This is a genomic window from Streptomyces hawaiiensis, assembly GCF_004803895.1.
In the GTDB taxonomy this organism is placed as follows: domain Bacteria; phylum Actinomycetota; class Actinomycetes; order Streptomycetales; family Streptomycetaceae; genus Streptomyces; species Streptomyces hawaiiensis.
In genome coordinates, this window is sequence record NZ_CP021978.1 from 7,373,943 (window position 1) to 7,397,571 (window position 23,629).

Annotated in this window: 23 protein-coding genes and 1 pseudogene; 20 read left to right on the forward strand and 4 right to left on the reverse strand. The window is 72.9% G+C overall.

The annotated features are described in order from the left end of the window. The first annotated feature begins 120 nt into the window (after positions 1–120). The 5 genes from CEB94_RS33755 to CEB94_RS33775 all read left to right on the forward strand — a co-directional run bounded on the left by CEB94_RS33755 (position 121) and on the right by CEB94_RS33775 (position 5,100). Positions 121–417: a helix-turn-helix domain-containing protein gene (locus tag CEB94_RS33755; protein ID WP_175435749.1), complete on the forward strand. Its 297-nt coding sequence runs from the start codon at positions 121–123 to the stop codon at positions 415–417. Between the two features lie 78 nt (positions 418–495). Continuing rightward, positions 496–807 carry a hypothetical protein gene (locus CEB94_RS33760; RefSeq protein WP_175435750.1) on the forward strand — a complete coding sequence of 104 codons (312 nt, stop codon included), beginning with the start codon at positions 496–498 and terminating at the stop codon, positions 805–807. A gap of 115 nt (positions 808–922) precedes the next feature. Next, complete coding sequence (locus tag CEB94_RS33765; RefSeq protein WP_175435751.1) at positions 923–1,603, forward strand: ABC transporter ATP-binding protein; 681 nt, start codon at positions 923–925, stop codon at positions 1,601–1,603. Next, positions 1,600–4,182 carry an FtsX-like permease family protein gene (locus CEB94_RS33770; protein ID WP_175435752.1) on the forward strand — a complete coding sequence of 861 codons (2,583 nt, stop codon included), beginning with the start codon at positions 1,600–1,602 and terminating at the stop codon, positions 4,180–4,182. Before CEB94_RS33765 ends, CEB94_RS33770 begins: the two co-directional genes overlap by 4 nt. Positions 4,183–4,377: 195 nt before the next feature. After that, on the forward strand, positions 4,378–5,100 hold the full coding sequence (locus CEB94_RS33775) for a class I SAM-dependent methyltransferase (protein WP_175435753.1): 723 nt from the start codon (positions 4,378–4,380) through the stop codon (positions 5,098–5,100). A 58-nt stretch (positions 5,101–5,158) separates the two neighbouring features. Here CEB94_RS33775 and CEB94_RS42330 read toward each other — a convergent pair whose 3' ends face one another. After that, positions 5,159–5,260: a hypothetical protein gene (locus CEB94_RS42330; RefSeq protein ID WP_381103463.1), complete on the reverse strand. Its 102-nt coding sequence runs from the start codon at positions 5,258–5,260 to the stop codon at positions 5,159–5,161. A gap of 21 nt (positions 5,261–5,281) precedes the next feature. Between CEB94_RS42330 and CEB94_RS33785 the strand changes: the two genes are divergently transcribed. The 10 genes and pseudogenes from CEB94_RS33785 (at position 5,282) to CEB94_RS33835 (ending at position 15,445) form a co-directional block, all read left to right on the forward strand. Further along, on the forward strand, positions 5,282–5,494 hold the full coding sequence (locus CEB94_RS33785) for a hypothetical protein (RefSeq protein WP_246112008.1): 213 nt from the start codon (positions 5,282–5,284) through the stop codon (positions 5,492–5,494). Further along, a pseudogene (locus CEB94_RS42335) lies at positions 5,491–6,283 on the forward strand (amino acid ABC transporter ATP-binding protein). The gene CEB94_RS33785 and the pseudogene CEB94_RS42335 overlap by 4 nt, the downstream one beginning before the upstream one ends. Beyond that, positions 6,280–6,609: an FAD-dependent oxidoreductase gene (locus CEB94_RS41290; protein ID WP_246112009.1), complete on the forward strand. Its 330-nt coding sequence runs from the start codon at positions 6,280–6,282 to the stop codon at positions 6,607–6,609. The pseudogene CEB94_RS42335 and the gene CEB94_RS41290 overlap by 4 nt, the downstream one beginning before the upstream one ends. Before the next feature lie 96 nt (positions 6,610–6,705). After that, complete coding sequence (locus tag CEB94_RS33805) at positions 6,706–7,797, forward strand: SGNH/GDSL hydrolase family protein (RefSeq protein ID WP_246112010.1); 1,092 nt, start codon at positions 6,706–6,708, stop codon at positions 7,795–7,797. Positions 7,798–7,871: 74 nt separating this feature from the next. Further along, the gene (locus tag CEB94_RS33810) at positions 7,872–8,705 is read left to right on the forward strand and encodes a M55 family metallopeptidase (protein ID WP_175435754.1); all 834 of its coding nucleotides are present in this window, start codon (positions 7,872–7,874) and stop codon (positions 8,703–8,705) included. Then, the gene (locus CEB94_RS33815) at positions 8,698–10,011 is read left to right on the forward strand and encodes a M20/M25/M40 family metallo-hydrolase (RefSeq protein WP_175435755.1); all 1,314 of its coding nucleotides are present in this window, start codon (positions 8,698–8,700) and stop codon (positions 10,009–10,011) included. Before CEB94_RS33810 ends, CEB94_RS33815 begins: the two co-directional genes overlap by 8 nt. Positions 10,012–10,022: 11 nt before the next feature. Beyond that, the gene (locus tag CEB94_RS33820) at positions 10,023–11,981 is read left to right on the forward strand and encodes a S9 family peptidase (protein ID WP_175435756.1); all 1,959 of its coding nucleotides are present in this window, start codon (positions 10,023–10,025) and stop codon (positions 11,979–11,981) included. Further along, the gene (locus tag CEB94_RS33825; protein WP_175435757.1) at positions 11,978–12,910 is read left to right on the forward strand and encodes a S66 peptidase family protein; all 933 of its coding nucleotides are present in this window, start codon (positions 11,978–11,980) and stop codon (positions 12,908–12,910) included. The genes CEB94_RS33820 and CEB94_RS33825 overlap by 4 nt, the downstream gene beginning before the upstream one ends. Before the next feature lie 133 nt (positions 12,911–13,043). Then, positions 13,044–14,840 carry a CocE/NonD family hydrolase gene (locus CEB94_RS33830; protein WP_175435758.1) on the forward strand — a complete coding sequence of 599 codons (1,797 nt, stop codon included), beginning with the start codon at positions 13,044–13,046 and terminating at the stop codon, positions 14,838–14,840. Positions 14,841–14,884: 44 nt separating this feature from the next. Next, positions 14,885–15,445 (forward strand): GNAT family N-acetyltransferase, encoded by a 561-nt coding sequence (locus CEB94_RS33835; RefSeq protein ID WP_175435759.1) that lies wholly within the window; start codon positions 14,885–14,887, stop codon positions 15,443–15,445. A gap of 13 nt (positions 15,446–15,458) precedes the next feature. Here CEB94_RS33835 and CEB94_RS33840 read toward each other — a convergent pair whose 3' ends face one another. Continuing rightward, positions 15,459–15,806 (reverse strand): VOC family protein, encoded by a 348-nt coding sequence (locus CEB94_RS33840; protein ID WP_175435760.1) that lies wholly within the window; start codon positions 15,804–15,806, stop codon positions 15,459–15,461. A gap of 48 nt (positions 15,807–15,854) precedes the next feature. On the opposite strand from CEB94_RS33840, the gene CEB94_RS33845 reads away from it, so the two are divergent. Next, complete coding sequence (locus CEB94_RS33845; RefSeq protein WP_175435761.1) at positions 15,855–16,334, forward strand: phage holin family protein; 480 nt, start codon at positions 15,855–15,857, stop codon at positions 16,332–16,334. A 6-nt stretch (positions 16,335–16,340) separates the two neighbouring features. Next, positions 16,341–17,372 carry an SDR family oxidoreductase gene (locus CEB94_RS33850; RefSeq protein WP_246112011.1) on the forward strand — a complete coding sequence of 344 codons (1,032 nt, stop codon included), beginning with the start codon at positions 16,341–16,343 and terminating at the stop codon, positions 17,370–17,372. Here CEB94_RS33850 and CEB94_RS33855 read toward each other — a convergent pair. Both CEB94_RS33855 and CEB94_RS33860 read right to left on the reverse strand, forming a co-directional pair. Continuing rightward, a complete protein-coding gene (locus CEB94_RS33855) occupies positions 17,369–17,719 on the reverse strand; it encodes a hypothetical protein (protein ID WP_175437282.1) in 351 nt (116 codons plus the stop codon). The two genes, CEB94_RS33850 and CEB94_RS33855, sit on opposite strands and share 4 nt — an antisense overlap. A 94-nt stretch (positions 17,720–17,813) precedes the next feature. Next, complete coding sequence (locus CEB94_RS33860) at positions 17,814–18,776, reverse strand: LLM class F420-dependent oxidoreductase (RefSeq protein ID WP_175435762.1); 963 nt, start codon at positions 18,774–18,776, stop codon at positions 17,814–17,816. A 171-nt stretch (positions 18,777–18,947) separates the two neighbouring features. Between CEB94_RS33860 and CEB94_RS33865 the strand changes: the two genes are divergently transcribed. Genes CEB94_RS33865 through ligD form a run of 3 tightly spaced genes read left to right on the forward strand, consistent with a single transcriptional unit; the run spans position 18,948 to position 23,586 of the window. Continuing rightward, positions 18,948–20,819, forward strand: coding sequence for an NAD(P)/FAD-dependent oxidoreductase (locus CEB94_RS33865; protein ID WP_175435763.1), 1,872 nt, complete (start codon positions 18,948–18,950; stop codon positions 20,817–20,819). Further along, positions 20,816–22,663 (forward strand): transketolase, encoded by a 1,848-nt coding sequence (locus CEB94_RS33870; RefSeq protein ID WP_175435764.1) that lies wholly within the window; start codon positions 20,816–20,818, stop codon positions 22,661–22,663. Before CEB94_RS33865 ends, CEB94_RS33870 begins: the two co-directional genes overlap by 4 nt. Beyond that, a complete protein-coding gene (gene ligD, locus CEB94_RS33875; RefSeq protein WP_175435765.1) occupies positions 22,660–23,586 on the forward strand; it encodes a non-homologous end-joining DNA ligase in 927 nt (308 codons plus the stop codon). The genes CEB94_RS33870 and ligD overlap by 4 nt, the downstream gene beginning before the upstream one ends. The last annotated feature ends 43 nt before the right edge of the window (positions 23,587–23,629 follow it).

Below are 23,629 nucleotides of genomic sequence, written 5' to 3' on the forward strand. Positions count from 1 at the left end.
ATTTCCGCGCCCGGCGCGCGACCTGTGTATCGGTGGTTCTCCGGAGACTACGATTCGTCCGCCCAGCGCACCAAGCACTATGCCGTACACCTGAATAACGAGAGAAAACGGGGGAAATGCATGGGAGCGGATCAGGGGAGAGACGGATCACGGTTCAGCGAACTGACCAGGCGTGAACTGGAGGTTCTGTCCCTGCTTGCCACGGGCGACTCGAACCGGCGACTTGCTCATCGACTCGGCATCGCGGAGCGCACGGTGAAGGCCCACCTCACGAGTCTGATGCGCAAGCTCGGCGTCGAATCCCGTGTGGAAGCGGCCCTTCTAGCACAGAGATACCAGAAAGCGCTATCGGACCTCAGGGTAATACCCCAAGGTCCGATAGGCGAACGCGCCGTGAGTTGCAAAAGTGACGTATGACGGTCGGAGAGCCCGACCGGGTACAACCTGGTCCGTTGTTCGGGAAGCGCCGGTCAGCGGATCTTGAGGGGGCAATTCATGAAGCGTCTTCTGGCTTCTCTGGCCATCGGGGCCGCGCTCGCCGGCGGCGTAACGGCCGCCACCGTGCTGCCCGCCCAGGCGGGCACCGTGTCCTGCAGCAATCAGGGGCACAACGCCGGCAACGGCGGCAACGCATGGGCCAGCGGCTGCTCGCACAGCGGCGCCCACGACGTCCGTCTCTACGGCGAGTGCGACCTGTCGCCCTTCGCCGTGTACTCGCCCTACAAGGGCGGGTCCTTCTCGGGAGCCAGCTTCAGCACCTCCAGCTGCACGTGGGGCGTGGGCGAGTCGGGCTTCCAGCACCGGTGACCGGTGTGAAACGGCGGTGAAGCACGACTGACGGCTGCCGGGCTGAGGAAAGCAGCCCGGCAGCCGTCAGCCAGCTTCGCAGCCATCGGCGAGTACGGATGAATGAGGTGCACAGGTGTTGGTGTTGGACGGCGTCACCCGGCGCTACCGCAGCGGCGAGGTCGAGGTTCAGGCGGTACGCGGGGTGAGTCTGACCGCCCGCGAGGGCACCCTCACCGCGGTCATGGGACCCAGCGGATGCGGCAAGTCGACTCTGCTGACCATGGCGGGCGGACTGCAGCCCCCGGACACGGGCACCGTCACCGTCGCCGGGGCGCGCATCGACACGCTCGCGGAAGCGGAGCTCTATCAGCACCGGCGTCGTCACATCGGCTATGTGTTCCAGGACTACAACCTGGTGCGCATCCTCAGCGTCGCGGAAAACGTGGCCCTGCCCGCCGAACTCGACGGGATGTCCCGCCGCAAGGCCCGCGCACAGGCGCGAGAGGCGCTCGCCTCCGTGGGCATGGACGCGTACGCCGACCGCTACCCGGACTCCCTCTCCGGTGGGCAGCAGCAGCGCGTCGCCCTGGCCCGGGCGTTCTCGGGTGGCCGCGGACTGATCCTCGCGGACGAGCCGACCGGGGCGCTGGACAGCGAGAGTGCCGGCCAGGTCCTCGACAGCCTCCAGGTACTGGTGCGGTCCGGGGCCACCTGCGTGATCGTCACCCACGACGAGGCGGTCGCGGCCCGCGCCGATCGTGTGGTCCGGATGCGCGACGGCGTCGTCGGGGAAGTCACCGGAGCCGCCGCGTGAGCGCACGCAGAATCGCCCTCCGGGTCGCCCTGCGGCGCGTGCGGCGCGACCGCAAGCGGACCGTCGCCCTCACCGCGGCGCTGCTCGTTCCGCTGACCCTGGCCGTCACCCTGGTCACTCTGCGGGCCACCAGCGAGATCCCCCAGGACGAACGGGTCGGCACGCTCATCGGCCAGTCGCAGGGCGTACTGCGCAACCTCGACTTCGTAGCCGAGCGGGGCGCCGAACGCGCCCTGGCCGAAGGGCCTCAGGCGCTGGCGAACGCCGTCGGCCAGGACATCGAGGTCGTCCCCGAGGTGGACGGCCCGCTCGCTGTTTCGTCGGACGGCCTTCAGGTCGACTCCTACGGCTACGGACTCGAACTCGACCAGCCCCTCCACCAAGGCCGGTTCGTGCTGACCGACGGCAGGGCGCCGCGCGCACCGGGCGAGGTCGCCCTCTCGCCGAGCGTGGCGGAACGGCTCGGGGCCCGGCCGGGTGACCGGGTGGAACTCGGCGAGGGCGGCGCCACGGCCGAGGTCTCCGGGATCGCCGCGATCCCCACGGACACCCTGCGGAAGTTCGTGGTGGCCCTCCCGGCCGTCGTCGCCGGCCAGGCACCGGCTCTCCCGAAACCGGGGCAGGAAAGCTCCATGGCCGCCGCTCAGGACGGCACCGTCGTCGTGTGGCACACCCCGGAGGCGCTCACGCCCCGGGCACAGCGGGCCATGACGGAGCAGGGCTGGCGCCTCGAACCCCGGTCCACCGCCTTCGACGTCGCCCGCGACGCCCCCGACTCCCTGCTTCCCGAGGAGTCCGCGACCGCCTGGGTCATCGGACTGGCGGTCCTGGTACTCGGCGAACTCGGCCTGGTGATGGGGGCGGTCTACGCGATCGTCGTACGCAGCAGCCGACGTGAACTCGCCCTGCTGGCCGCGGCCGGCGCGGGACCGAAGACCAGGCGTTCGGTCATCACCCACCAAGGGGTCCTGGTGGGCCTCATCGCCACCGGACTCGCCCTCGGGGCCGGCGTGGCCGGTGCTTGGCTGCTGAAGCCCTGGGCGGCGGAGCGGAACGGTGAAATCTGGGGTGGGCTGCGGCTGGACGCCTGGTCTACGGCGGTCCTGGCACTGCTCGGCGTCCTCACTCCGGCGATCGCTGCCCGAGTCGCGGCACGCGGCGTCGGCGGCGATGTGGTCGCCGCGCTGCGCGACCAGGCCGACTTCGACGACCGTGCGCCGCGTCGCGGGCAGGTGGCCCTCGGCGCCCTGCTGACCTGCGGTGTGCTGCTGGCCGTCGCCGGTGCGTCGCTCAAGGCTCCGTTCACCGTCATGATCGGGGCGCTGGGCCTGGTCATCGGCACGGGCCTCCTCGTGCGGCGGCTGTTGCCGTCGAGCGCCGGCCGGGCCGACGGTCTCCGGCTGATGCAGCGCATCGGGGCCCGGCTGCTGGCACGTTCCGCGTCCCGCTCCGCGACCATGGGAACGGTGGTGGCCAGTCTCACGGTGCTGACCGGGCTGGTCCTGGCGGCCATGGGAGGGCTCACCGCGGAGGTCGGCAAGTCGTACGAGCCCGCCTCCCCGCACGGTTCGGCCTTCACCTACGCCACGAAGGTGCCCGGGCCCGCCACCGTCGCCGCCATGGAGGAGGCTCTCGGGGGCGAGCGCCTGACGGCCATGGGCATCGCCAGCCCGCCGGCCCCGCGGGGCACGGCCCCGGACGGCACCGCGTGGTCCTACTGGGGCGAGTTCGAGGCCGCCTCACCGCTGCCCGACCGGCCGTCCGCCGTCATGGTGATCCGTGAGGCCGACCTGTCCACGGTGCTCGGCAGGAAATCCACCGCCCGGGAGCGCGGGGTGCTGTCCGCCGGCGGAGCCGTCGTCCTGGACGAGCGGCTCGCACCGGGCGGCCGGCTGACCGTGACGGCGCCGAAGTCCCCGGTTCTGGACACGGGCCGAACGGAGATGTACACCGAGAGCCTCGACGCGGTCGTGGCCCAGCGGCGCTCGGAGTACCGCAGCCTGCCGGTCGTCTACGTCAGTGCCGTCGGTCTCAGGGCGCTCGGCGGTGTCGAACAGCCCAACTCGGCCTACTACTACCTTCCCGCGCCGGATGACTCGATCTCCTCGGAACAGGAGGACCGGGCGCGTGGAGCGCTCGCCTCGGACATCGGCAGCGGCTACTTCACGCTGGAGGTGGAGCGGGGCCCGGTCGCCGCCGAGGTGCTGAGGGCCACGACCCTCGGCAGCGCGCTCGTGCTGATGCTCGTGGCGGCCACACTGGCCTTCCTCACGGTGGGCCTCGCCACTCAGGAGATGCGGCCGGACCTCTCCGCGCTGGCCGCCGCGGGCGCCGACCGGCGGTTCCGGTCCTGGCTCACCGGTGTGTACGCCGGTCAGGTGACGCTCCTCGGAGTGCTGATGGGGGTCGTGGTGACCGCCGTCGCCACCCCCGCCCTGCTGCTCTCCCTGGACGTGGGCTGGTCGCTGTGGCCATGGCTCGGTCTCGCCGCCGCATCGGCGGGAGCCGTGGCGGCAGCGGTGGCGGCGGGCTGCCTCGGTGGCTCCCGGGTGACGACCCTGCTGAGGGCCGCACAGTGAGGCCCCGGCCGTAGCGGGCGCGCGCCCGCTACGGCCGGGTGACGCCACAGGGGGCTCGCTGCCGCTCCGCTGAACACCCCCGGGGCGAACGGGTCGTGAAGGTACGTGCCGCGTTCTTGTGGCCAGGGCCGGGGCGCGATACACCGTACTCGCCCGTCGCATGGCGGGATTCGTTCGCACCCTGGGGAGTGGGCCATGAGCGTGACGAGTCGGTACCGGGAGGCGTGGGAGGGGTTCTGGCGGGAGGCGCCCGGCGAACCCGGGGCGGTGTTCTGGGACGCGGAACCGGTCCTGACCGTGGGTCCGCATCTCGCCCTGTTCGAGCCGTACCTGGCCGATCCGGCGCTGCCGCTGGTGGACCTCGGCTGCGGCAACGGCACCCAGACCCGCTACCTCGCGGACCGCTTCCCGCACGTGCTGGGCGTCGACCTGTCCGCCGCGGCCCTCGACCACGCCCGGCGCTCCGACCCGGCGGGGCAGGCCTCCTACCGGCAGCTGGACGCCGCCGAGAAGGACGAGGCCCAGGCCCTGCACGCCGAGCTCGGCGACACCAACGTCTACATGCGGGGTGTCCTGCACCAGTGCGAGCCGGACGACCGGCAGTCCCTGGTCGACGGGATCGCCACGCTGGTCGGCGACCGCGGCCGCGCCTGCCTGGTGGAGCTGTCGGGCACCGCCAAGCAGGTGCTGAGGGGCCTGGCGGACGGCCCCGAAGGCCCGCCGCCCAAGCTCGCGCCCGTGTTCCGCCACGGCCTCGCGCCCGGCGAGGTCGCGGACGAGGCCGTGCCCGAGTATCTGCACTCGGCCGGTCTCACCGTCCTGGCGAGCGGCCGAATGCCCCTGAAGAGCACCGAGTACCGGCCCGACGGCACACGCATCGAGCTGCCCTCCACCTGGCTGGTGGCGGGGCGCTCCTAGGGGTGTCCGCAAAGTCCCGCCCGCCCTCCGGGTGGACGACGCGACTTTGCGGACACCCCTAGCCGCCGCCCAGCCGGTCGGCCAGACAGGCCAGGTACAGCGCCATGGCCGTCCGGTGCTCGCGCAGTGGACGGCCGGTGAGCTGCTCGATCTTGTTCATGCGGTAGACGACGGTGTTGCGGTGGATGTGCGGGCACTGGAGGTGTACCTGGTCATCGCGGCGATCTACTTCGCCCTGTGCTACCCGCTGTCCCAACTGCTGCTGCTCCTGGAGCGGAAGGTCCGCTCGGGAGTGCCCCTGTCGCCGTGGCGCCGGCGGCGCCTGCGGGCGGCCCGTGCCCTGCTGGCCGCCGAACCGGCCGCCGGCGTACCCGTGAAGGAGGCTTCCGCATGACCGAGTCGGTCGCCGCGGTGACGCCCGCCACCCGGGCCTCCTCCGAGGCCGTCGTACGCATCGAGTCGCTGAGCAAGTCCTTCGACGGCCGGCTCGTCCTCGACCGGGTGAACCTGGAGGTCGGCCGGGGCAGCATCGTCAGCGTCATCGGGCAGAGCGGCGGCGGCAAGACCACCCTGATGCGCTGCGTCAACCTGCTCGAACGCCCCGACCGGGGCACCATCGAGGTCGCCGGGAGGTGGTCCACCAGGACGGACGCACGGTCTGCCGAGAGCTGCCCCGGCTGCGCCGCACGGTCGGCATGGTCTTCCAGCGGTTCCATCTGTTCCCGCACCTCACGGCCGTGGAGAACGTCGTCCTCGCACAGCGCAAAGCCGGTGTGCCCGAGGAACAGGCCCTGGTGCGGGCCGTGGCGCTGCTGCGCCGGGTCGGCGTGGCCCACCGCGCCCTCGCGCAGCCCGAGCAGCTCTCCGGCGGCGAGCAGCAGCGCGTCGCCATCGCCCGTGCACTCGCGCTCACCCCGAGGTGCTCCTCTTCGACGAGCCCACCTCGTCCCTGGACCCCGAGGCCACCCGGGAGGTGCTGGGCGTGATGCGGGAACTCGCCGCCGACGGGATGACGATGCTGCTGGTCACCCACGAACTGCCCTTCGCCCGCGAGGTGTCCGACCATGTCGTCTTCGTCGACGGCGGCCGGATCGTCGAGGAGGGCCGGCCCGGGGACGTCCTGGGCGCCCCCGCCCAGGCTCGTACCAGGGAGTTCCTCGCGTCGTACGGGAACGCGTCATGAGCGCTGCGACGGGCCCGGTCGTCGTCGTGGGCGGTGGCGTGGTCGGGCTGTGCACGGCGTACTACCTGGCCGCCGCCGGGCTGCCCGTGGAGGTGGTCGAGCGGCGGCAGCTGGGCTCCGGGGCGTCCCGGGGCAACGCCGGCTGGGTGTCCCGACGGGCTCCCGGTGATCGACCGCGTCCCGGGGCACGACAACGCCTACGCGGCCACCGGCCACGGCATGCTGGGAGTCACCCTGGGCCCGGTCACCGGCTCGCCGAGTTCGTCGTCACCGGGCGGCGGCCCGAGGCGCTCGTGCCGTTCCGCTTCGAGCGGCTCCGACGCTGAGCCGGACGTGGTCTGGTGGACGACGGATTTGTCGGTGTACGGTCACTCTGCCCCGTCCATGCGCCTGCCTCGCCCCCGCGGAGGACAGTCATGCCGATGCCCTGGTTACGGATGCTTATCGCCTCGGCGGCGTCGGCGGTGATGGTCGGCACATCCGCCGTCACGACCGCCGCCGCACCGGACCATCGCGCGGTACGGGACAGCGTGCACACCGCAGGGCGGGTCCAGGACGCCGGCGACCTGCTCCGGTACAGCTGGCCCGGCGTCTACTTCGAGGGCCGGATCCGGGGCACCGGCGTGGGCGTCGTGCTCGACGACCCGGCCGCCGACTACGACGTCCAGGTCGACGGAACCACCGTCGCGACCCTCGTCACGCCGGGAAGGACCACCCACTGGGTCAGGGGCCTGCGCGACGGCGTGCACACCGTGCGGCTCGTCAAGCGCAACGACACCCCGTGGAGCACCAGCTCCTTCGGCGGCTTCGTCGCCGCGCCCGGCGGTGCCGTCCTGGCCCGGCCGGCCGCGCGCAGCCGCCAGATCGAGTTCATCGGCGACTCCCTCACGGCCGGTTACGGAAACCTCTCCGCCTCCCGCGACTGCGACGGCGAACAGCTCAAGCGCACGACCAACGCCGATGTGAGCTACGGCGCCCTCACCGCCCGGGGGCTGCGCGCCGACTACCAGGTCAACGCGTATTCGGGCCAGGGCATGGTGCGCAACTACAACGGCGGCTCCCCGGAGGTGAACTACCGCACCTTCTACGACCGCGCGCTGCTGAACGTGCCGGGCGACGTCTGGCGAAACCCGGGCACCTGGCGGCCGCAACTCGTGGTGGTCAACCTCGGCACCAACGACTTCTCCACCCCGGTCAACCCGGGCGAGCCCTGGACGGACGAGAGCCTCGCCGCCGCCTACCGCAGCGCCTACAGCGGCTTCCTCGAAAAGCTGCGCAAGCGCTACGGGGCCACGACCACCATCCTGGCCGCGGGCACGGGCCCGTTCGCCGGGCACGTCGAACACGTCGTCCGGGAACGCACCGGCGCGGGCGACCACCGGGTCCGCTACTGGCCCCTCGACACCACCGGCCTGGATCTCAACGGCTGCCACTGGCACTACTCGGCTCGCGATCACCGCCTGCTGGCCGACCGGCTCACCGCGTTCCTCGCCGACCTGCCGATCCGCTGGTGACCACCTCGTAGCCGGTTCCGCCCGCAGCGCGTAACGTGACGAACCATGAAGATCTCCGCCCTGGACGGCTCGTCATGAGAATCCTCATCAGCGCCGACATGGAGGGCGCCACCGGCGTCACCTGGCCCGATGACGTGATGCCGGGCGCGTCCCAGTGGGAGCGCTGCCGCTCGCTGTTCACCTCCGACGTCAACGCCGCCGTGCGGGGCTTCCACGACGGCGGCGCCGACGAGGTGATCATCAACGAGGCGCACTCCACGATGCGCAACCTGCTGCTGGAGCAGCTCGACGACCGCGCCCAGATGCTCACCGGCCGGCACAAGGCGCTGTCCATGGTGGAGGGCGTGCAGCACGGCGACGTCGACGGCATCGCGTTCGTCGGCTACCACGCGGGCGCCGGCATGGAGGGCGTCCTCGCCCACACCTACCTCGCCAACTCCATCACGGGCGTGTGGCTGAACGGCGTACGGGCGAGCGAGGGGCTCCTCAACGCCCATGTCGTCGCCGAGTACGGGGTGCCGGTCGTGCTGGTCACCGGGGACGACGTCGCCTGCGAGGACGCGCTCGGGTACGCGCCCGAGGCGCCGAAGGTCGCGGTGAAGGACCACGTGTCGCGCTACGCGGCGGTGTGCCGCACACCCGCCCGCACCGCGGCCGACATCCGGGCGGCGGCCAAGGAGGCGGCCGCGCTGGCGGTGCGTCACGAACCCGTGCGCGGTGGCCCGTTCACCGTGGCCGTGGAGTTCGACGCGGAGCACCTGGCGATGGCCGCCACCGTCGTCCCGGGTGTGGACCGGATCGCGGAGCGGAAGGTGGCGTACACGAGCGAGACCATGTACGAGGGCATCCGCGCCTTCAAGGCGGTCACCACGATCGTCTCGGCCGCGGTGGAGGAGCAGTATGGCTGAGCAGGTCGACGGGCCCGCGCTGGACGAGGTCGTGACGTTCACGTCCGACCTCATCCGGATCGACACCACCAACCGGGGCGGGGGCGACTGCCGGGAGCGGCCCGCCGCCGAGTACGCCGCCGCACGGCTCGCCGAGGCCGGCATCGAGCCGACCCTGCTGGAGCGCGCCGAGGGGCGGACCAACGTCGTCGCCCGGATCGAGGGCACCGATTCCTCGGCCGGCGCCCTGCTGCTCCACGGCCATCTCGACGTCGTGCCCGCCGCGGCCGCCGACTGGAGCGTGCACCCGTTCTCCGGGGAGATCCGCGACGGGGTCGTCTGGGGGCGCGGCGCCGTCGACATGAAGAACATGGACGCGATGATCCTGGCCGTCCTGCGCGGCTGGGCCCGGCAGGGCGTCCGGCCCCGCCGGGACATCGTCATCGCGTTCACCGCCGACGAGGAGGCCAGCGCCGAGGACGGCTCCGGGTTCCTCGCCGACGAGCATGCCGCACTGTTCGAGGGCTGCACCGAGGGCATCAGCGAGTCGGGCGCCTTCACCTTCCACGACGGCGGCGGGCGGCAGATCTACCCGATCGCGGCCGGGGAACGCGGCACCGCCTGGCTGAAGCTCACCGCCCGCGGACGCGCCGGGCACGGCTCCAAGGTCAACCGGGACAACGCCGTGACCCGCCTCGCCTGCGCGATCGCGCGGATCGGCGCACATGAGTGGCCGCTCAGGCTCACCCCGACCGTGCGCGCCGCGCTCACCGAGCTTGCCGCGCTCTACGGCATCGAGACCGACCTCGCCGATGTGGACGCGCTGCTGGAGAAGCTCGGCCCGGCCGCCGCTCTCGTCGAGCCGACCCTGCGCAACAGCGCCAGTCCGACCATGCTGGACGCCGGTTACAAGATCAATGTCATTCCCGGCGAGGCCGTGGCGTACGTGGACGGCCGGTACATGCCCGGTGGCGAGGACGAGTTCCGCGGCACTCTCGACCGGCTCACCGGGCCGGACGTGGACTGGGAGTTCCACCACCGCGAGGTCGCCCTTCAGTCACCGGTGGACTCGGCGACCTTCGCGGGTATGCGGGCCGCCGTCGAGGAGTTCGCGCCGGAGGGCCATGTCGTGCCGTTCTGCATGTCCGGCGGCACCGACGCCAAGCAGTTCTCCCGCCTCGGCATCACCGGCTACGGCTTCACCCCGCTGAAGCTGCCGGACGGCTACGACTACGCGGCCATGTTCCACGGGGTCGACGAGCGGGTACCGGTCGAGGCGCTGCACTTCGGTGTCCGCGTACTCGACCGGTTCCTGCGGACGGCCTAGGAGAGTGGGGGATGACGGTGCGGACGCTGGCCTACGGGGCGTGGCCCTCACCCATCGACGCGGCCCTGACCGCCGCGCACGACGGGCACCCGGAGTACGTGGGCTTCGTCGGCGACGAGGTGTGGTGGACCGAGCCGCGCCCCGACGAGGGTGGCCGGCGCACCCTGGTCCGGCGGCATCCCGACGGCCGGGAGGAGCCGCTGCTGCCCGCGCCGTGGAACGTGCGCAGCCGGGTCATCGAGTACGGCGGGCACCCGTGGGCCGCCCTCGCCGATGACGCCGGGCCGCTGGTGGTGTTCGTGAACTTCGCCGACCAGCGGCTGTACCGCTGCGAGCCGGGCGGGGAACCCCGTCCGCTCACACCGGTGTCCCCCGTGGGCGCGGGCCTGCGCTGGGCCGAGCCGCAGCTGCGGCCCGAACGGGGTGAAGTGTGGTGCGTGCTGGAGGAGTTCACCGGTGAGGGGCCCACCGACGTGCGCCGCGTCCTGGCCGCCGTACCGCTGGACGGCTCCGCGGCCCGGGACCGGGACGCCGTACGCGAACTCACCGACGCCCGGCACCGGTTCGTGACCGGGCCGAAGCTCTCGCCCGACGGGCGGCGGGCCGTCTGGCTCGCCTGGGACCATCCGCGCATGCCCTGGGACGGCACCGAACTGCTCCTCGCCGACGTCGCGCCCGACGGCACCCTGCGCGGCGCCCGGGCCGTGGCCGGCGGACCCGGCGAATCGATCGCCCAGGCCGACTGGACCCACGACGGCCGCCTCCTGCACGCGAGCGACCGCACCGGCTGGTGGAACCTCTACCTCGACGGCGAGCCGCTGTGCCCGCGCGAGGAGGAGTTCGGCGGGGCGCTGTGGAAGCTGGGTTCGAGATGGTTCACGCCGCTGCAGAGCGGTCTGATCGCCGTCGTGCACGGCCGGGGCGCCACCGCCCTCGGCATCCTGGACCCCGAGACCGGCGAGGTCGTCGACGCGGCCGGGCCCTGGACCGAGTTCACCCCCACCCTCGCCGCCCACGGCGAACGGGTCGTCGCCGTCGGAGCCAGCCCGCGCAGCGCCTACGAGGTCGTCGAGCTGGACGCCCGCACCGGCCGGGCCCGGGTCGTCGGCGCCGAGCACGACGACGCCGTGGATCCCGCGTACTACCCCGAGCCGCAGATCCGCGTCTTCACCGGCCCCGACGGACGCGACATCCACGCCCACATCTACCCGCCGCACCACCCCGGCTGCGTCGCGCCCGGCGACGAACTGCCGCCCTACGTCGTCTGGGCGCACGGCGGGCCCACCGGCCGCGCGCCGCTCGTGCTCGACCTGGAGATCGCCTACTTCACCTCGCGCGGCATCGGCGTCGCCGAGGTCAACTACGGCGGCTCTACGGGTTACGGCCGCCCGTACCGCGAGCGGCTGCGCGAACAGTGGGGCGTGGTGGACGTCGAGGACTGCGCCGCCGTCGCCCTGGCCCTCGCCGACGAGGGCACCGCCGACCACGGCCGGCTCGCCGTGCGGGGCGGCAGCGCGGGCGGCTGGACCGCGGCGGCCTCGCTCACCACGACCGACGTCTACGCCTGCGGCACGATCAAGTACCCGATCCTGGACCTGGCCGGCTGGGGCGCGGGGGAGACCCACGACTTCGAGTCGCGGTACCTGGAGAGTCTGATCGGGCCGCTCGCCGAGGTGCCCGCCCGGTACGCGGAGCGCTCGCCCGCCGCCCACGCCGACCGCCTCGCCGTGCCGTTCCTGCTGCTCCAGGGCCTGGACGACGTGATCTGCCCGCCCGTCCAGTGCGAGCGGTTCCTGGCCCGCCTGGAGGGCCGTAACGTGCCGCACGCGTATCTCGCCTTCGAGGGGGAGGGGCACGGGTTCCGGAAGGCGGAGATCATGGTGCGCGCCCTGGAGGCCGAACTCTCCCTCTACGCCCAGGTGTTCCGCCTGAACCCGCCCGGTATCCCCGCCCTGGAGCTCACCAAGTGAACCAGCTCGTCCGACCGCCCCGGCTCGCCCCCGGCGCCCGCGTCGCCGTCGTCGCGCCCAGCGGGCCCGTGCCCGAGGAGCGGCTCCAGGCCGGGCTCGACATCCTGCGTGGCTGGGGCCTCGACTCCGTGGTGGCACCCCATGTGCTCGGCCGTCACGGGGAGTTGGACTACCTGGCCGGGACGGACGAGGAGCGGGCCGCCGACCTCCGAAGCGCCTGGTGCGATCCGTCCGTCGCGGCCGTGCTGTGCGCCCGGGGCGGGTACGGGGCGCAGCGCATGGTCGACCTGCTCGACTGGGACGCGATGCGGGCCGCCGGCCCGAAGGTGTTCGCCGGGTTCAGCGACGTCACCGTCCTGCACCAGGCCTTCGCCACCCGCCTGGGCCTGGTCACCCTGTACGGGCCGGCGGCAGCAGGCGTCGACTTCCTGAAGAACGCCCGGGCCCAGGAGCATCTGCGGGCCACCCTCTTCGAGCCGGAGTCCGTGACGACCCTCTCGGCCGTGCCCCCGGGCGGCACCGCCCTGGTCCCGGGCCGCGCCCGGGGCGTCACCCTGGGCGGCTGCCTGAGCCTGCTCGCGAGCGACCTCGGCACCCCGCACGCCCACCCCGGGGCGCGGGGCGGGCTTCTGCTGGTGGAGGACATTGGCGAAAGCCCGTACCGCCTGGACCGGTACCTGACCCAACTCCTGCGCACCGGCTGGCTCGACGGGGCCGCCGGGATCGTGCTCGGGTCCTGGGCGGCGTGCGGCCCGTACGGGGAGCTGCGCGCGGTCTTCGCCGACCGGCTCGGCGGCCTGGGCGTCCCGGTCGTGGAGGAGTTCGGGTTCGGGCACGGTGAGGGCGCGCTGACCATGCCGCTCGGGATCCGGGCCGAACTGGACGCCGATGCGGGCACATTGATGCTGGACGAACCGGCCCTGAGCTGAGCGGGCCGCTACTGAAATACTGTCAAGAACCCTCGTTTCGGTGATTGACGGCTCCTGACACGTGTCACACCATGACAACCGGCCAGTACCTACTGGTCGGTATCCGGTTGGACCGGGTGTCGCCGTCCTCACCATGGAGGTCCGTGTGTCCCGACGCGTGCCCAGATCCCGCGCGCCCCTCGCTCTCGCTCTGGGCGCCGCCCTGGCCGTGCCCCTCGCCCTCACCCCACCCGCGACCGCAGCCGACGACGCCTACACCGTCACGCCGCTGAAGTTCACCGTCCGGGCGGGCGGCCGCACCTGCGCCATCGACGCCGACCTGTACCGTCCCGCCGGAGTGGACCGCGAGCACCCGGCGCCGGCCGTGCTCGGCACCAACGGCTTCGGCGGCAGCAAGTCGGACGGTTCCACGGACACCATCGGCAAGGCCTTCGCCCGGCGCGGCTACGTCTCCCTGGTCTACTCCGGGCTCGGATTCGGCCGCAGCGGCTGCCTCGTCTCCCTCGACGACCCGGCCATCGACGGCGCCGCCGCCACGCGGCTGGTCGACTTCCTGGGCGGCAAGCGCGCCGCCGACGACGGCACCACCGCCGACTTCGTCACCCGTGACGCACCGGGCGACCCGCGCGTCGGCATGATCGGCGGCTCCTACGGCGGCGCCGTCCAGCTCGCGACGGCCGCCGTCGACCACCGCCTCGACGCGCTCGTCCCGATGATCACCTGGAACGACCTGGCCTACTCGCTCGCCCCCAACAACGCCACCGGCAGCCGGGGCGTGCCCGGGGTCTTCAAATGGCAGTGGACGAACGGCTTCTACCTCGTGGGCGAGGGCCAGCCACTGCTCCAGCCCAGCCTCGACCCGTCGCGCATCAACTCCCTGGCCTGCCTGCACTTCGTCACCGAGGCCTGCCGGACCGTCCACACCCTCAACTCCGGGAGCTATCCGGCCGACCGGACCGCCGAGCTGCTCGCCTTCGCGCACCGCGTCTCCCCGGCGTCGTACCTCCACCGCGTGGACACGCCGACCCTGCTCATCCAGGGGCAGGCCGACACCCTGTTCAACCTCAACGAGGCGACGGCGACGTACCGGACGCTCAAGGCCCAGGGCACGCCCGTGAAGATGATCTGGCAGTCCTGGGGCCACAGCGGCGGGCTCACCGGCCCGGCCGCCGGTGAATTCGACCTGTCCCGGGGCAACCTGGACACCAGCTACGTCGGCCGGCGCGTCCTCGCCTGGTTCGACCGCCACCTGCGCAAGCAGACCCACGTCGACACCGGACCGGCCTTCGCCTACTACCGCGACTGGATCACCGACCCCGACCGCACCTACGCCACCGCCGGCCACCTTCCCGCCCTCGGCCGCACCCTGTACCTCTCCGGCGACGGCACACTCGTCGACCACCGAGGCAAGGTGGCCCGCGGCAGCCGCGGCTACACCAACTGGCTGACCCCCACGAGCCATTCGGAGAGCTTGCTCTCCGGCCTCATCGGGCTCCAGGACTCACCGCCACGCGACACCGAGGGCACCTACCAGGCCTGGACGAGCGCACCGCTGGAACGCCCCCTCGACGTGGTCGGCGCACCCCGGGCCACGCTCAAGGTCGTCTCACCGAAGGCCGCGCGCACCCAGAACTCCGCCGACGCGGCCGACAAGCTCGTCCTGTTCGCCAAGCTCTACGACGTCGCCCCCGACGGCACCCGCACCCTGGTGCGCCGCCTGGTCGCGCCGGTGCGCGTCCCGGACGTCACCAAGAGCTTCACCGTCACCCTGCCCGGCATCGTGCACCGGTACGACAGAGGACACCGGCTGCGGTTCGTGATCGCCGCGAGCGACGACGCGTACTTCGGCAACCGGGGGATCAAGCCGGTGACGGTGATCAGCGGGCCGCGGAACACCGGGGTGCTCCGGCTGCCGGTCGCCGGCTCCTGACACCACGACTGGGGACACACCGCCAGCGCGGTTACTGTGGCGGGGTGCCGCACCACGCATCCCGCCACCTCGCCGAAGGCCCCCGGGTGGGCATACGCCACTTCACCTACGAGGACGGCGCCGAGTTCACCGCCCGCGCCCGGGAGAGCAAGGACCTGCACCACCCGTGGCTCTTCCCGCCCACCACGACGCAGGCCTACACCGCCTACGCCGGGCGGCTGATCGAGGACCCGTCCAAGGCCGGGTTCCTGGTGTGCCAGAAGAGCGACGGGGCCATCGCCGGGTTCATCAACATCAACAACATCGTCGAGGGCGGTTTCCAGTCCGGGGCGCTGGGCTACGGCGCCTTCGCACACGCCGCGGGGCGGGGGCTGATGCGCGAAGGGCTCGACCTCGTCGTGCGGTACGCGTTCGGCCCGATGCGGCTGCACCGGCTGGAGATCAACGTCCAGCCGGGGAACGCCGCGTCGATCGCCCTGGCCCGCGGCTGCGGGTTCCGTCTGGAGGGCTTCTCGCCGAAGATGCTCTTCGTCGACGGGGCCTGGCGCGACCACGAACGCTGGGCGATCACCACCGAGATGATCACCCCGCCGGGGCGGCACTGAGCCCCGGCGGCGCTTACGCGTTGCGGTCCACGTACTCGTAGACCGACCCGTCCGGATGCAGGGCGATCAGATTGCGGCCCGCCGGTGAGGCGATCGGGCCCGCGACGATGTGGGCGCCCAGTTCGGTCAGCACCTTGTGGGTCTCCTCGACGTCCGTCACGGCGATCGTCGCCGCGACCTTGCGCAGCACCTCCAGCTCGGCCGGGGAAGCGCTCATCAGCAGGAAGCAGCCGATCGCCGCCACCTGGACACCTCCCCGCTCGAAGCGCTGGGCTCTGCCGCCCGCCAGCCGCTCGTAGAAGGGGATCGCGGTCTCGAGGTCGTCGACGCAGACGCGCAGTGTGGCACCCAGAATCTCCATGCGTCTGAGCCTAGTTACGCGCAGGGGGGCGAGGGTACCCGGCCGGGCATGAAGCCGTTGGATCACCTGGAGCGCCTGGACAAGCATCTGGTCGACGAGCTGGCACAGGTGGCGCGCGAGACAGTACGGGAGGAACTGCGCGAGCAGACGCGCAAGCAGCGCCGCAAGGCCGCGCTGTACGCCGCGTCCGGCGCGCTCGCCCTGTACGCGGGCGCGGCCCTCGCGCTCGCCGTGGGGCTGGCCCTCGCCCTCGGCCTGCCCGACTGGGCCGCCGCGCTGATCACCGCCGTGATCCTGGGCGCCCTGGCCTATGTGCTGCGCGGCATGGCCCGGCCGTCCCGGCCGGGCCCGGAGCACGCGGCCGGTGTGGCGCCCTGCGGGGACAGCGCCCGCCGGACCGCCGCCGGGGCGGTCGGCGGCATGCCGTATCCGCCCGTGCCGCCGGCCCCGCCCGGTAAGGCGGCCGCCCCGGGCACCGTGCCCCCGCGGCCGGCGGGCGACCCGGACGTACCCCACCGCGGGGTGTGATGCCGGGTGAGCACGACAGGAACATCGCACCGGCTTGGCCGCGTGGTCGTGGTGACCGGGGCCAGCGGCGGTGTCGGACGGGCCACGGTCCGGGCCTTCGCCGCCCGCGGCGACAAGGTCGCCCTGCTCGCCCGCGGGCGTGAGGGACTGGCCGCCGCGGCGGACGAGGTGGAGCGCGCCGGGGGCGAGGCGCTCGTCGTCGGCGTGGACGTCTCCGACGCCAAGGCCGTCGACGACGCCGCCCAGCAGGTCGTCGACACCTTCGGCCACATCGACGTCTGGGTCAACAACGCCTTCACCGGGGTGTTCGCGCCGTTCACGGAGGTCGCCCCGGACGAGTTCCGCCGCGTGACCGAAGTGACGTACCTGGGCTATGTGTTCGGCACCCGGGCCGCCCTGCGCCACATGCTGCCGCGCGACCGCGGCACGATCGTGCAGGTCGGTTCCGCGCTCGCCTACCGGGGCATTCCGCTGCAGTCCGCGTACTGCGGGGCCAAGCACGCCATCCAGGGGTTCAATGAGTCACTGCGCTGCGAGCTGCTGCACGCGCGCAGCGGGGTGCGGACGACGATGGTGCAGCTGCCGGGCCTCAACACCCCGCAGTTCGACTGGGTGCTGAACCGGATGCCGGGGCGGGCCCGGCCCGTCGCGCCCGTGTACCAGCCGGAGGTCGCGGCCCGGGCGATCGTGCACGCGTCGTCGCACGCGCGGCGCCGGGAGTACTGGGTGGGCGGCTCCACGGCCGCCACGCTCCTCGCCAACGCGGTGATCCCCGGACTGCTGGACCGCTATCTGGCCCGCACCAACGTCGACGCGCAGCAGGAGGAGGGCCGGCCCGAGGGGCCGGCGAACCTGTGGTCCCCGGCGGACGGGCCGCACGGGCGGGACTTCGGCGCGCACGGGCGCTTCGACGACGAGTCCACGGACGACAGCCCGCAGCAGTGGCTGTCGCGCAACCGCGGGTGGATGGGCGCGGCCCTCACCGCGGGAGCCGCCGCCCTCGCGGCCCGCAAGCTGGCCGCGCCCGCCCGCCGCTAGGCGCCTTTTGCGGTGCCCTCTGCTTCTGTGGCGCCTTCGGCGCCGTCGAGGAAGCGCAGCAGCACGGCCGCCTCCGCACGCAGTCGTTCGGCACGGTCCGCGTGTGCGGGGGCGGTCAAGTGTGCCGCCGCCTCCAGCCGTTCGGCGGCCTCGGCGCGTACGACGTCCACCATCTCGCGCTCACTGAGCTCGCGCCGGACCGCCTCGGTGGCGCCGGCGCCGACCGGTGAGGCTTCCAGAGCGGCGGCGCGGGGCGCGGTCTCGTCCACCGGCACCGCCTCGGCGTTGTCCAGCGCGGACAGGGTGCCGCGCAGGGCGCTCACCGCGGCCTTGTCCCGGGCCCGCATCGCTTCAGGCAGAGCGGCACGCATGCGTAGACGAACAGACATGCGGGCGACTCTAGGCGACCCGCTGCTCCGCCACCTCCTGATTTCGCCCCGGTCAGACGGACTGCTGGAGCTGCGGCAGCACCTTGGTGCGGTAGAAGTCGAAGAAGCCGCGCAGGTCCGGGCCGATCTGGTTCACATAGACCCGGTCGAAGCCCGCATCGGCGAACTGCTTCAGCTCCGCCACGTGCTCGTCCAGATCGTCGCCGCACACCCGGTTCTCCCGCACCATGTCCTCGGTGACGAGCTGCTGCGCCTGCTCGAAGTGGGCCGGGGAGGGCAGCACCTGGCCCAGCTCGCCCGGCAGCTGCTCGTTCGCCCAGAGCCGGTGCACGGTCCGTACGGCCTCCTCCTTGTCGGTGCCGTAACAGACCTTGGTGCCGCCGCTGACCAGCTTTCCGCCGCCTCCGCCCTTGCGGTACTGCTCCACCATCGACTCGTCCGGCGAGACCGTGATGTAGCCGTCGCCGACGCGGGACGCGAGCTGGGTCGCCGCCGGGCCGAAGCCGGAGATGTCGATCGGGATCGGCTCGTCCGGGACGGTGTACAGGCGGGCGTTCTCGACCGTGTAGTGCGGGCCGTGGTGATTGACCTCCTCGCCGGTGAACAGCCGGCGCATCACCTGGATGGCCTCCTCCAGCATGTCCAGACGGACGTGCGCCGGCGGCCAGTGATCACCCAGGATGTGCTCGTTGAGGGCCTCACCGGAGCCGACGCCGAGCCGGAAGCGGTTGTTCGTCATCACCGCGCTGGTCGCCGCGGCCTGCGCCACCACGGCCGGGTGCATGCGCACGGTCGGGCAGGTCACCGCCGTCTCGATCGGCAGGGACACCGCCTCCGACAGCGCGCCGATCACCGACCACACGAACGGGCTCTGGCCCTGCTCGTCGTTCCACGGGTGGTAGTGGTCCGAGATCCACAGCGCCTGGAATCCGGCCTGCTCGGCCATCCGCGCCTGCTCGATCAGCTCGGCGGGTCCGTACTGCTCGCACGAGAGGAAGTAACCGTACTCGGGCATGGGGTAGTGCCTCCGCGACGTCGGCGGTCCGTATCCCGCACCGGGTACCCGGGCGCGGGGCCGGAAACCGGCGGCGTCCGGGCGAGCGGGCCCCGGCTGACGTTTGGGTGCCCTGGCCAGGGGGACGCGGAAGGCTCCCGAGCTACGCGACAGCGCCGGAGGCGAGCGACCGTGAGTCGACCCCGCATCGTGATCGTCGGTGCCGGCTTCGCCGGGTACCGCACGGCCCGCACCCTGTCCCGGCTCACCCGGGGCCGGGCCCGCATCACCCTGCTGAACCCGACCGACTACTTCCTGTACCTGCCCCTGCTGCCCCAGGTCGCCGCCGGCGTCCTGGAACCGCGCCGGGTCACGGTCTCCCTCTCGGACTCGCTGCCGGACGTACGGCTCGTGCTGGGCGAGGCCGACCGGATCGACCTGGACGACCGCACGCTGCACTACACCGGCCCCGAGGGCGAGGAGGGCACGCTCTCCTACGACCGGCTGGTGCTGGCCGCGGGCAGCGTCAACAAGCTGCTGCCCATCCCCGGTGTCGCCGAGCACGCGCACGGCTTCCGGGGGCTGCCGGAGGCGCTGTACCTGCGTGACCACGTGACCCGGCAGGTGGAGCTCGCGGCTTCCGCCGACGACCCCGAGACGTGCGCCGCGCGGTGCACCTTCGTCGTGGTCGGCGCGGGATACACCGGCACCGAGGTCGCCGCGCACGGGCAGATGTTCACCGACGCGCAGGTCCGCAAGCACCCGATGCGGCGGGGCATGCGGCCGCGCTGGATGCTGCTGGACGTGGCGCCGCGCGTGCTGCCCGAGATGGACGGGAAGCTGTCCGCCACCGCCGACCGGGTGCTGCGGCAGCGGGGCGTGGACGTGCGGATGGGAACCTCCGTGAAGGAGGCCACACACGACGGGGTCGTGCTGAGCGACGGCGAGTTCGTCGCGACGCGGACGCTGGTGTGGTGCGTGGGCGTACGTCCCGACCCGCTGGTCGAGTCGCTCGGGCTGCCGATGGAGAAGGGACGGCTGCTCGTCGACCCGCACCTCCAGGTGCCGGGCCGGCCCGAGCTGTTCGCCTGCGGTGACGTGGCCGCGGTACCGGATCTGCAGAAGCCGGGGAGCTATACGCCGATGACCGCGCAGCACGCCTGGCGGCACGGCAGGATCGCGGCGGAGAACGTCGCCGCGTCGCTCGGTCTCGGCGGCGCGCGCAAGCCCTACCGCCATCGCGACCTGGGCTTCGTCGTCGACCTGGGCGGGGCGAAGGCCGCCGCCAACCCGCTCGGGGTGACCCTGTCCGGCGTACCTGCGGGCGCGGTGACGCGGGGCTACCACCTCGCCGCGATGCCCGGAAACCGCGTCCGGGTCGCCGCCGACTGGCTGCTGGACGCCGTACTGCCGCGCCAGGCCGTGCAGTTGGGGCTCGTACGGTCCTGGTCGGTGCCGCTGGACACCGCGTCGCCCGAGGTGGCCCGGGTACCGGGCGGGCCCGGGCAGCGGCAGGAGGCGAGCGCCCGTTCCGGGCCGGGGGCGGCGCTCGCGGCCGACACGGACGACGGGGGGCTCGGCACCGGAGGGCCCGGCCGGGCCGGGGCCCACGATGAGCCCGCGAAGGGGCAGCCCGGGTCCGGGGCGACGCAGGTACGCCCCGGACCCGGGGCCGCGCAGCCGCGGTCCGAGTCGGAGACGGCGAAGGGCCGCCCGGCGTCAGGCCGGCCAGGCTCCGGGCCCCGCGAGCCGCGCTCCGAATCAGAAACGGCGAAGGGCCGCCCGGCCGAGGCAGCTGCCGCCGAACCGGCGAGGGACCAGCCGGGCGGTGAACCCGCCAAGGGCCAGCCGGGCGGTGAGCCCGCCAGGAACCAGCCCGGTGGTGAGCCCGCGAAGAATCAGCCCGGTGGTGAGCCCGCGAAGAATCAGCCCGGTGGTGAGCCCGCGAAGAATCAGCCCGTCCCCCAACCCCCGCCCGACCGACCAGCCCCGGGTGCCCATCCCGCCCCCGGCCCCGTCAAACGAACCGACGCCCCGGACGACTCCGCGAAAGGAGACTCATGAACACCGGTGAACTCACCGACCTCGGACAGCAGCTGCGGGTGGACAGCGTCCGCGCCGCCGCCGCGGCGGGCTCCGGGCACCCGACGTCCTCGATGTCCGCGGCCGACCTGATGGCCGTCCTGTTCGCGCACCACCTCCACTACGACTTCGACCGCCCCGCCCACCCCGGCAACGACCGCTTCGTCCTCTCCAAGGGCCACGCCTCCCCGCTGCTGTACTCCGCGTACAAGGCGGCCGGCGCCATCGAAGACGAAGAGCTGCTCACCTTCCGCAAGCTGGGCAGCCGCCTCGAAGGGCACCCCACCCCACAGCGCCTGCCGTGGGTCGAGACGGCCACCGGCTCGCTCGGCCAGGGCCTGCCCGTCGGGGTCGGCATCGCGCTGGCCGGCAAGCGGCTCGACCGCACCGGCTACCGCACCTGGGTGCTGTGCGGCGACAGCGAGCTGGCCGAGGGATCCGTGTGGGAGGCCGCCGAGCACGCCGGGTACGAGCACCTGGACAACCTCACCGTGATCGTCGACGTCAACCGGCTCGGCCAGCGCGGCCCCACCCGGCACGGCCACGACCTGGACGCCTACGCCCGCCGCTTCCAGGCCTTCGACTGGCACACCATCGAGGTCGACGGCCACGACGTGGACGCCGTCGACCGCGCCTACGCGGAGGCCGCGTCCACCAAGGGCCAGCCCACCGCGATCCTCGCCCGCACCCTCAAGGGCAAGGGCGTCGAGGCGGTCCAGGACCGCGAAGGCCTGCACGGCAAGCCGCTGCCGGAGGCCGACGACGCGATCGCCGAACTCGGCGGCCCGCGCGACCTCCGCGTCCGGGTGCAGGAGCCGTCCGCCGCCCGCATGCTGCACTCCGTCCACACCGGGAACTTCGAACTCCCGAGGTGGGACAAGGACGAGGAGGTCGCCACCCGCAACGCCTTCGGCGAGGCGCTCGCCGCCCTCGGCACCGGCCGCGGCGACATCGTCGCCCTGGACGGCGAGGTCGGCGACTCCACCCGCGCCGAGTTCTTCGCCAAGGAGCATCCCGACCGCTACTTCGAGTGCTACATCGCCGAGCAGCAGCTGGTCGCCTCGGCCATCGGCCTCGCGTCCCGCGGCTGGGTGCCGTACGCCACCACGTTCGCGGCGTTCCTGACCCGGGCCTACGACTTCATCCGGATGGCGTCCGTCAGCGGCTCCGGCATCAACCTCGTCGGCTCGCACGCGGGCGTCGCCATCGGCCAGGACGGACCCAGCCAGATGGGCCTGGAGGACCTGGCGATGATGCGGGCGGTGCACGGCTCGACCGTGCTGTATCCGTGCGACGCCAACCAGACCGCCCGGCTCGTCGGCGCGATGGCCGGTCTGGAGGGCGTCCGCTATCTGCGGACCTCGCGCGGCGAGAGCCCGGTGATCTACGCGCCCGACGAGGAGTTCCCGGTCGGCGGCAGCAAGGTGCTGCGCTCCTCCGGCCAGGACCGGCTGACCCTCGTGGCGGCGGGCGTCACCGTGCACGAGGCGCTGGCCGCCGCCGAGGCCCTGGAGCAGGAGGGCATCGCGGTGCGGGTGATCGACCTGTACTCCGTGAAGCCCGTCGACGGGGCCACCCTGCGCCGGGCCGCCGAGGAGACGGGCTGTCTGGTGACCGTGGAGGACCACCATCCCGAGGGCGGCATCGGCGACGCGGTCCTCGACGCCTTCACCGACGGTCGCCCCGTACCGCGTCTGGTGCGGCTCGGTGTCCGGTCGATGCCGGGCTCGGCGTCCCCGGAGGAGCAGCTGCACGCCGCGGGCATCGACGCGGAGTCCATCGCCGCGGCCGGACGCCTGCTGGTGGAGGAGGCGGTCGTGCGGTGAGCGGCGCCGACGGCACGCGCAAGGTGCGGGCGGGCCGCCGCACGGTGGAGGTGCACCGGCCGGACAAGGTGCTCTTCCCCGGCGGCGACGCCAAGGAGTACACCAAGGGCGACCTGGTGGACTTCTACCGGGCCGTCGCGCCCTTCATGCTGCCGCACCTGCGCGGCCGGCCCCTGATGCTGGAGCGGCACCCGGACGGCATCGAGGGCCCGACGTTCATGCAGAAGAACACCCCGGAGCACTACCCGGAGTGGATCCCCCGGGTCGAAGTGGCCAAGGAGGGCGGCACCGTCCGCCACACCGTCTGCGACGACACCCCGACCCTTCTCTACCTGGCCGACCAGGCGAGCATCACCCTGCACCGCTGGCTGTCCCGCGCGGACAGCGTCGACCACCCGGACCGGCTGGTGTTCGACCTCGACCCGTGGGGGGACGACTTCGAGGCCGTCCGGGAGGCCGCCCGGCTGCTCGGGGAGCTGCTCGACGAGTTGGAGCTGCCCTCGGCGCTGATGACCACCGGCTCGCGCGGGCTGCATGTGATCGTGCCGCTGAACGGACGGCACGACTTCGACGAGGTGCGCGCCTTCGCCCGGGACGTCGCCGACCAGCTCGCCGCGGCCCATCCCGACCGGCTCACCACCGCCGCTCGCAAGAAGGAGCGCGGTGAGCGGCTCTATCTCGACATCCAGCGCAACGCCTACGCCCAGACCGCCGTCGCGCCCTACACGGTCCGGCCCCGCCCGGGTGCCCCGGTGGCCACCCCCCTCACCTGGGGCCAGCTGGACGACCCGGAGCTGCACGCCCGCCGCTGGACCATCGCCGACGCCGTCGAGCAGGCCCGCACCAACCCCTGGTCAGGCCTGCTGAACCGCGGCCGGGCGCTGGGACCGGCCCGGCGGCGACTGAACGCCCTGCGTGGCTGAAGCGCCCCCGCATTCAGCCGGACGGGTGGCAGATGCATGGGCC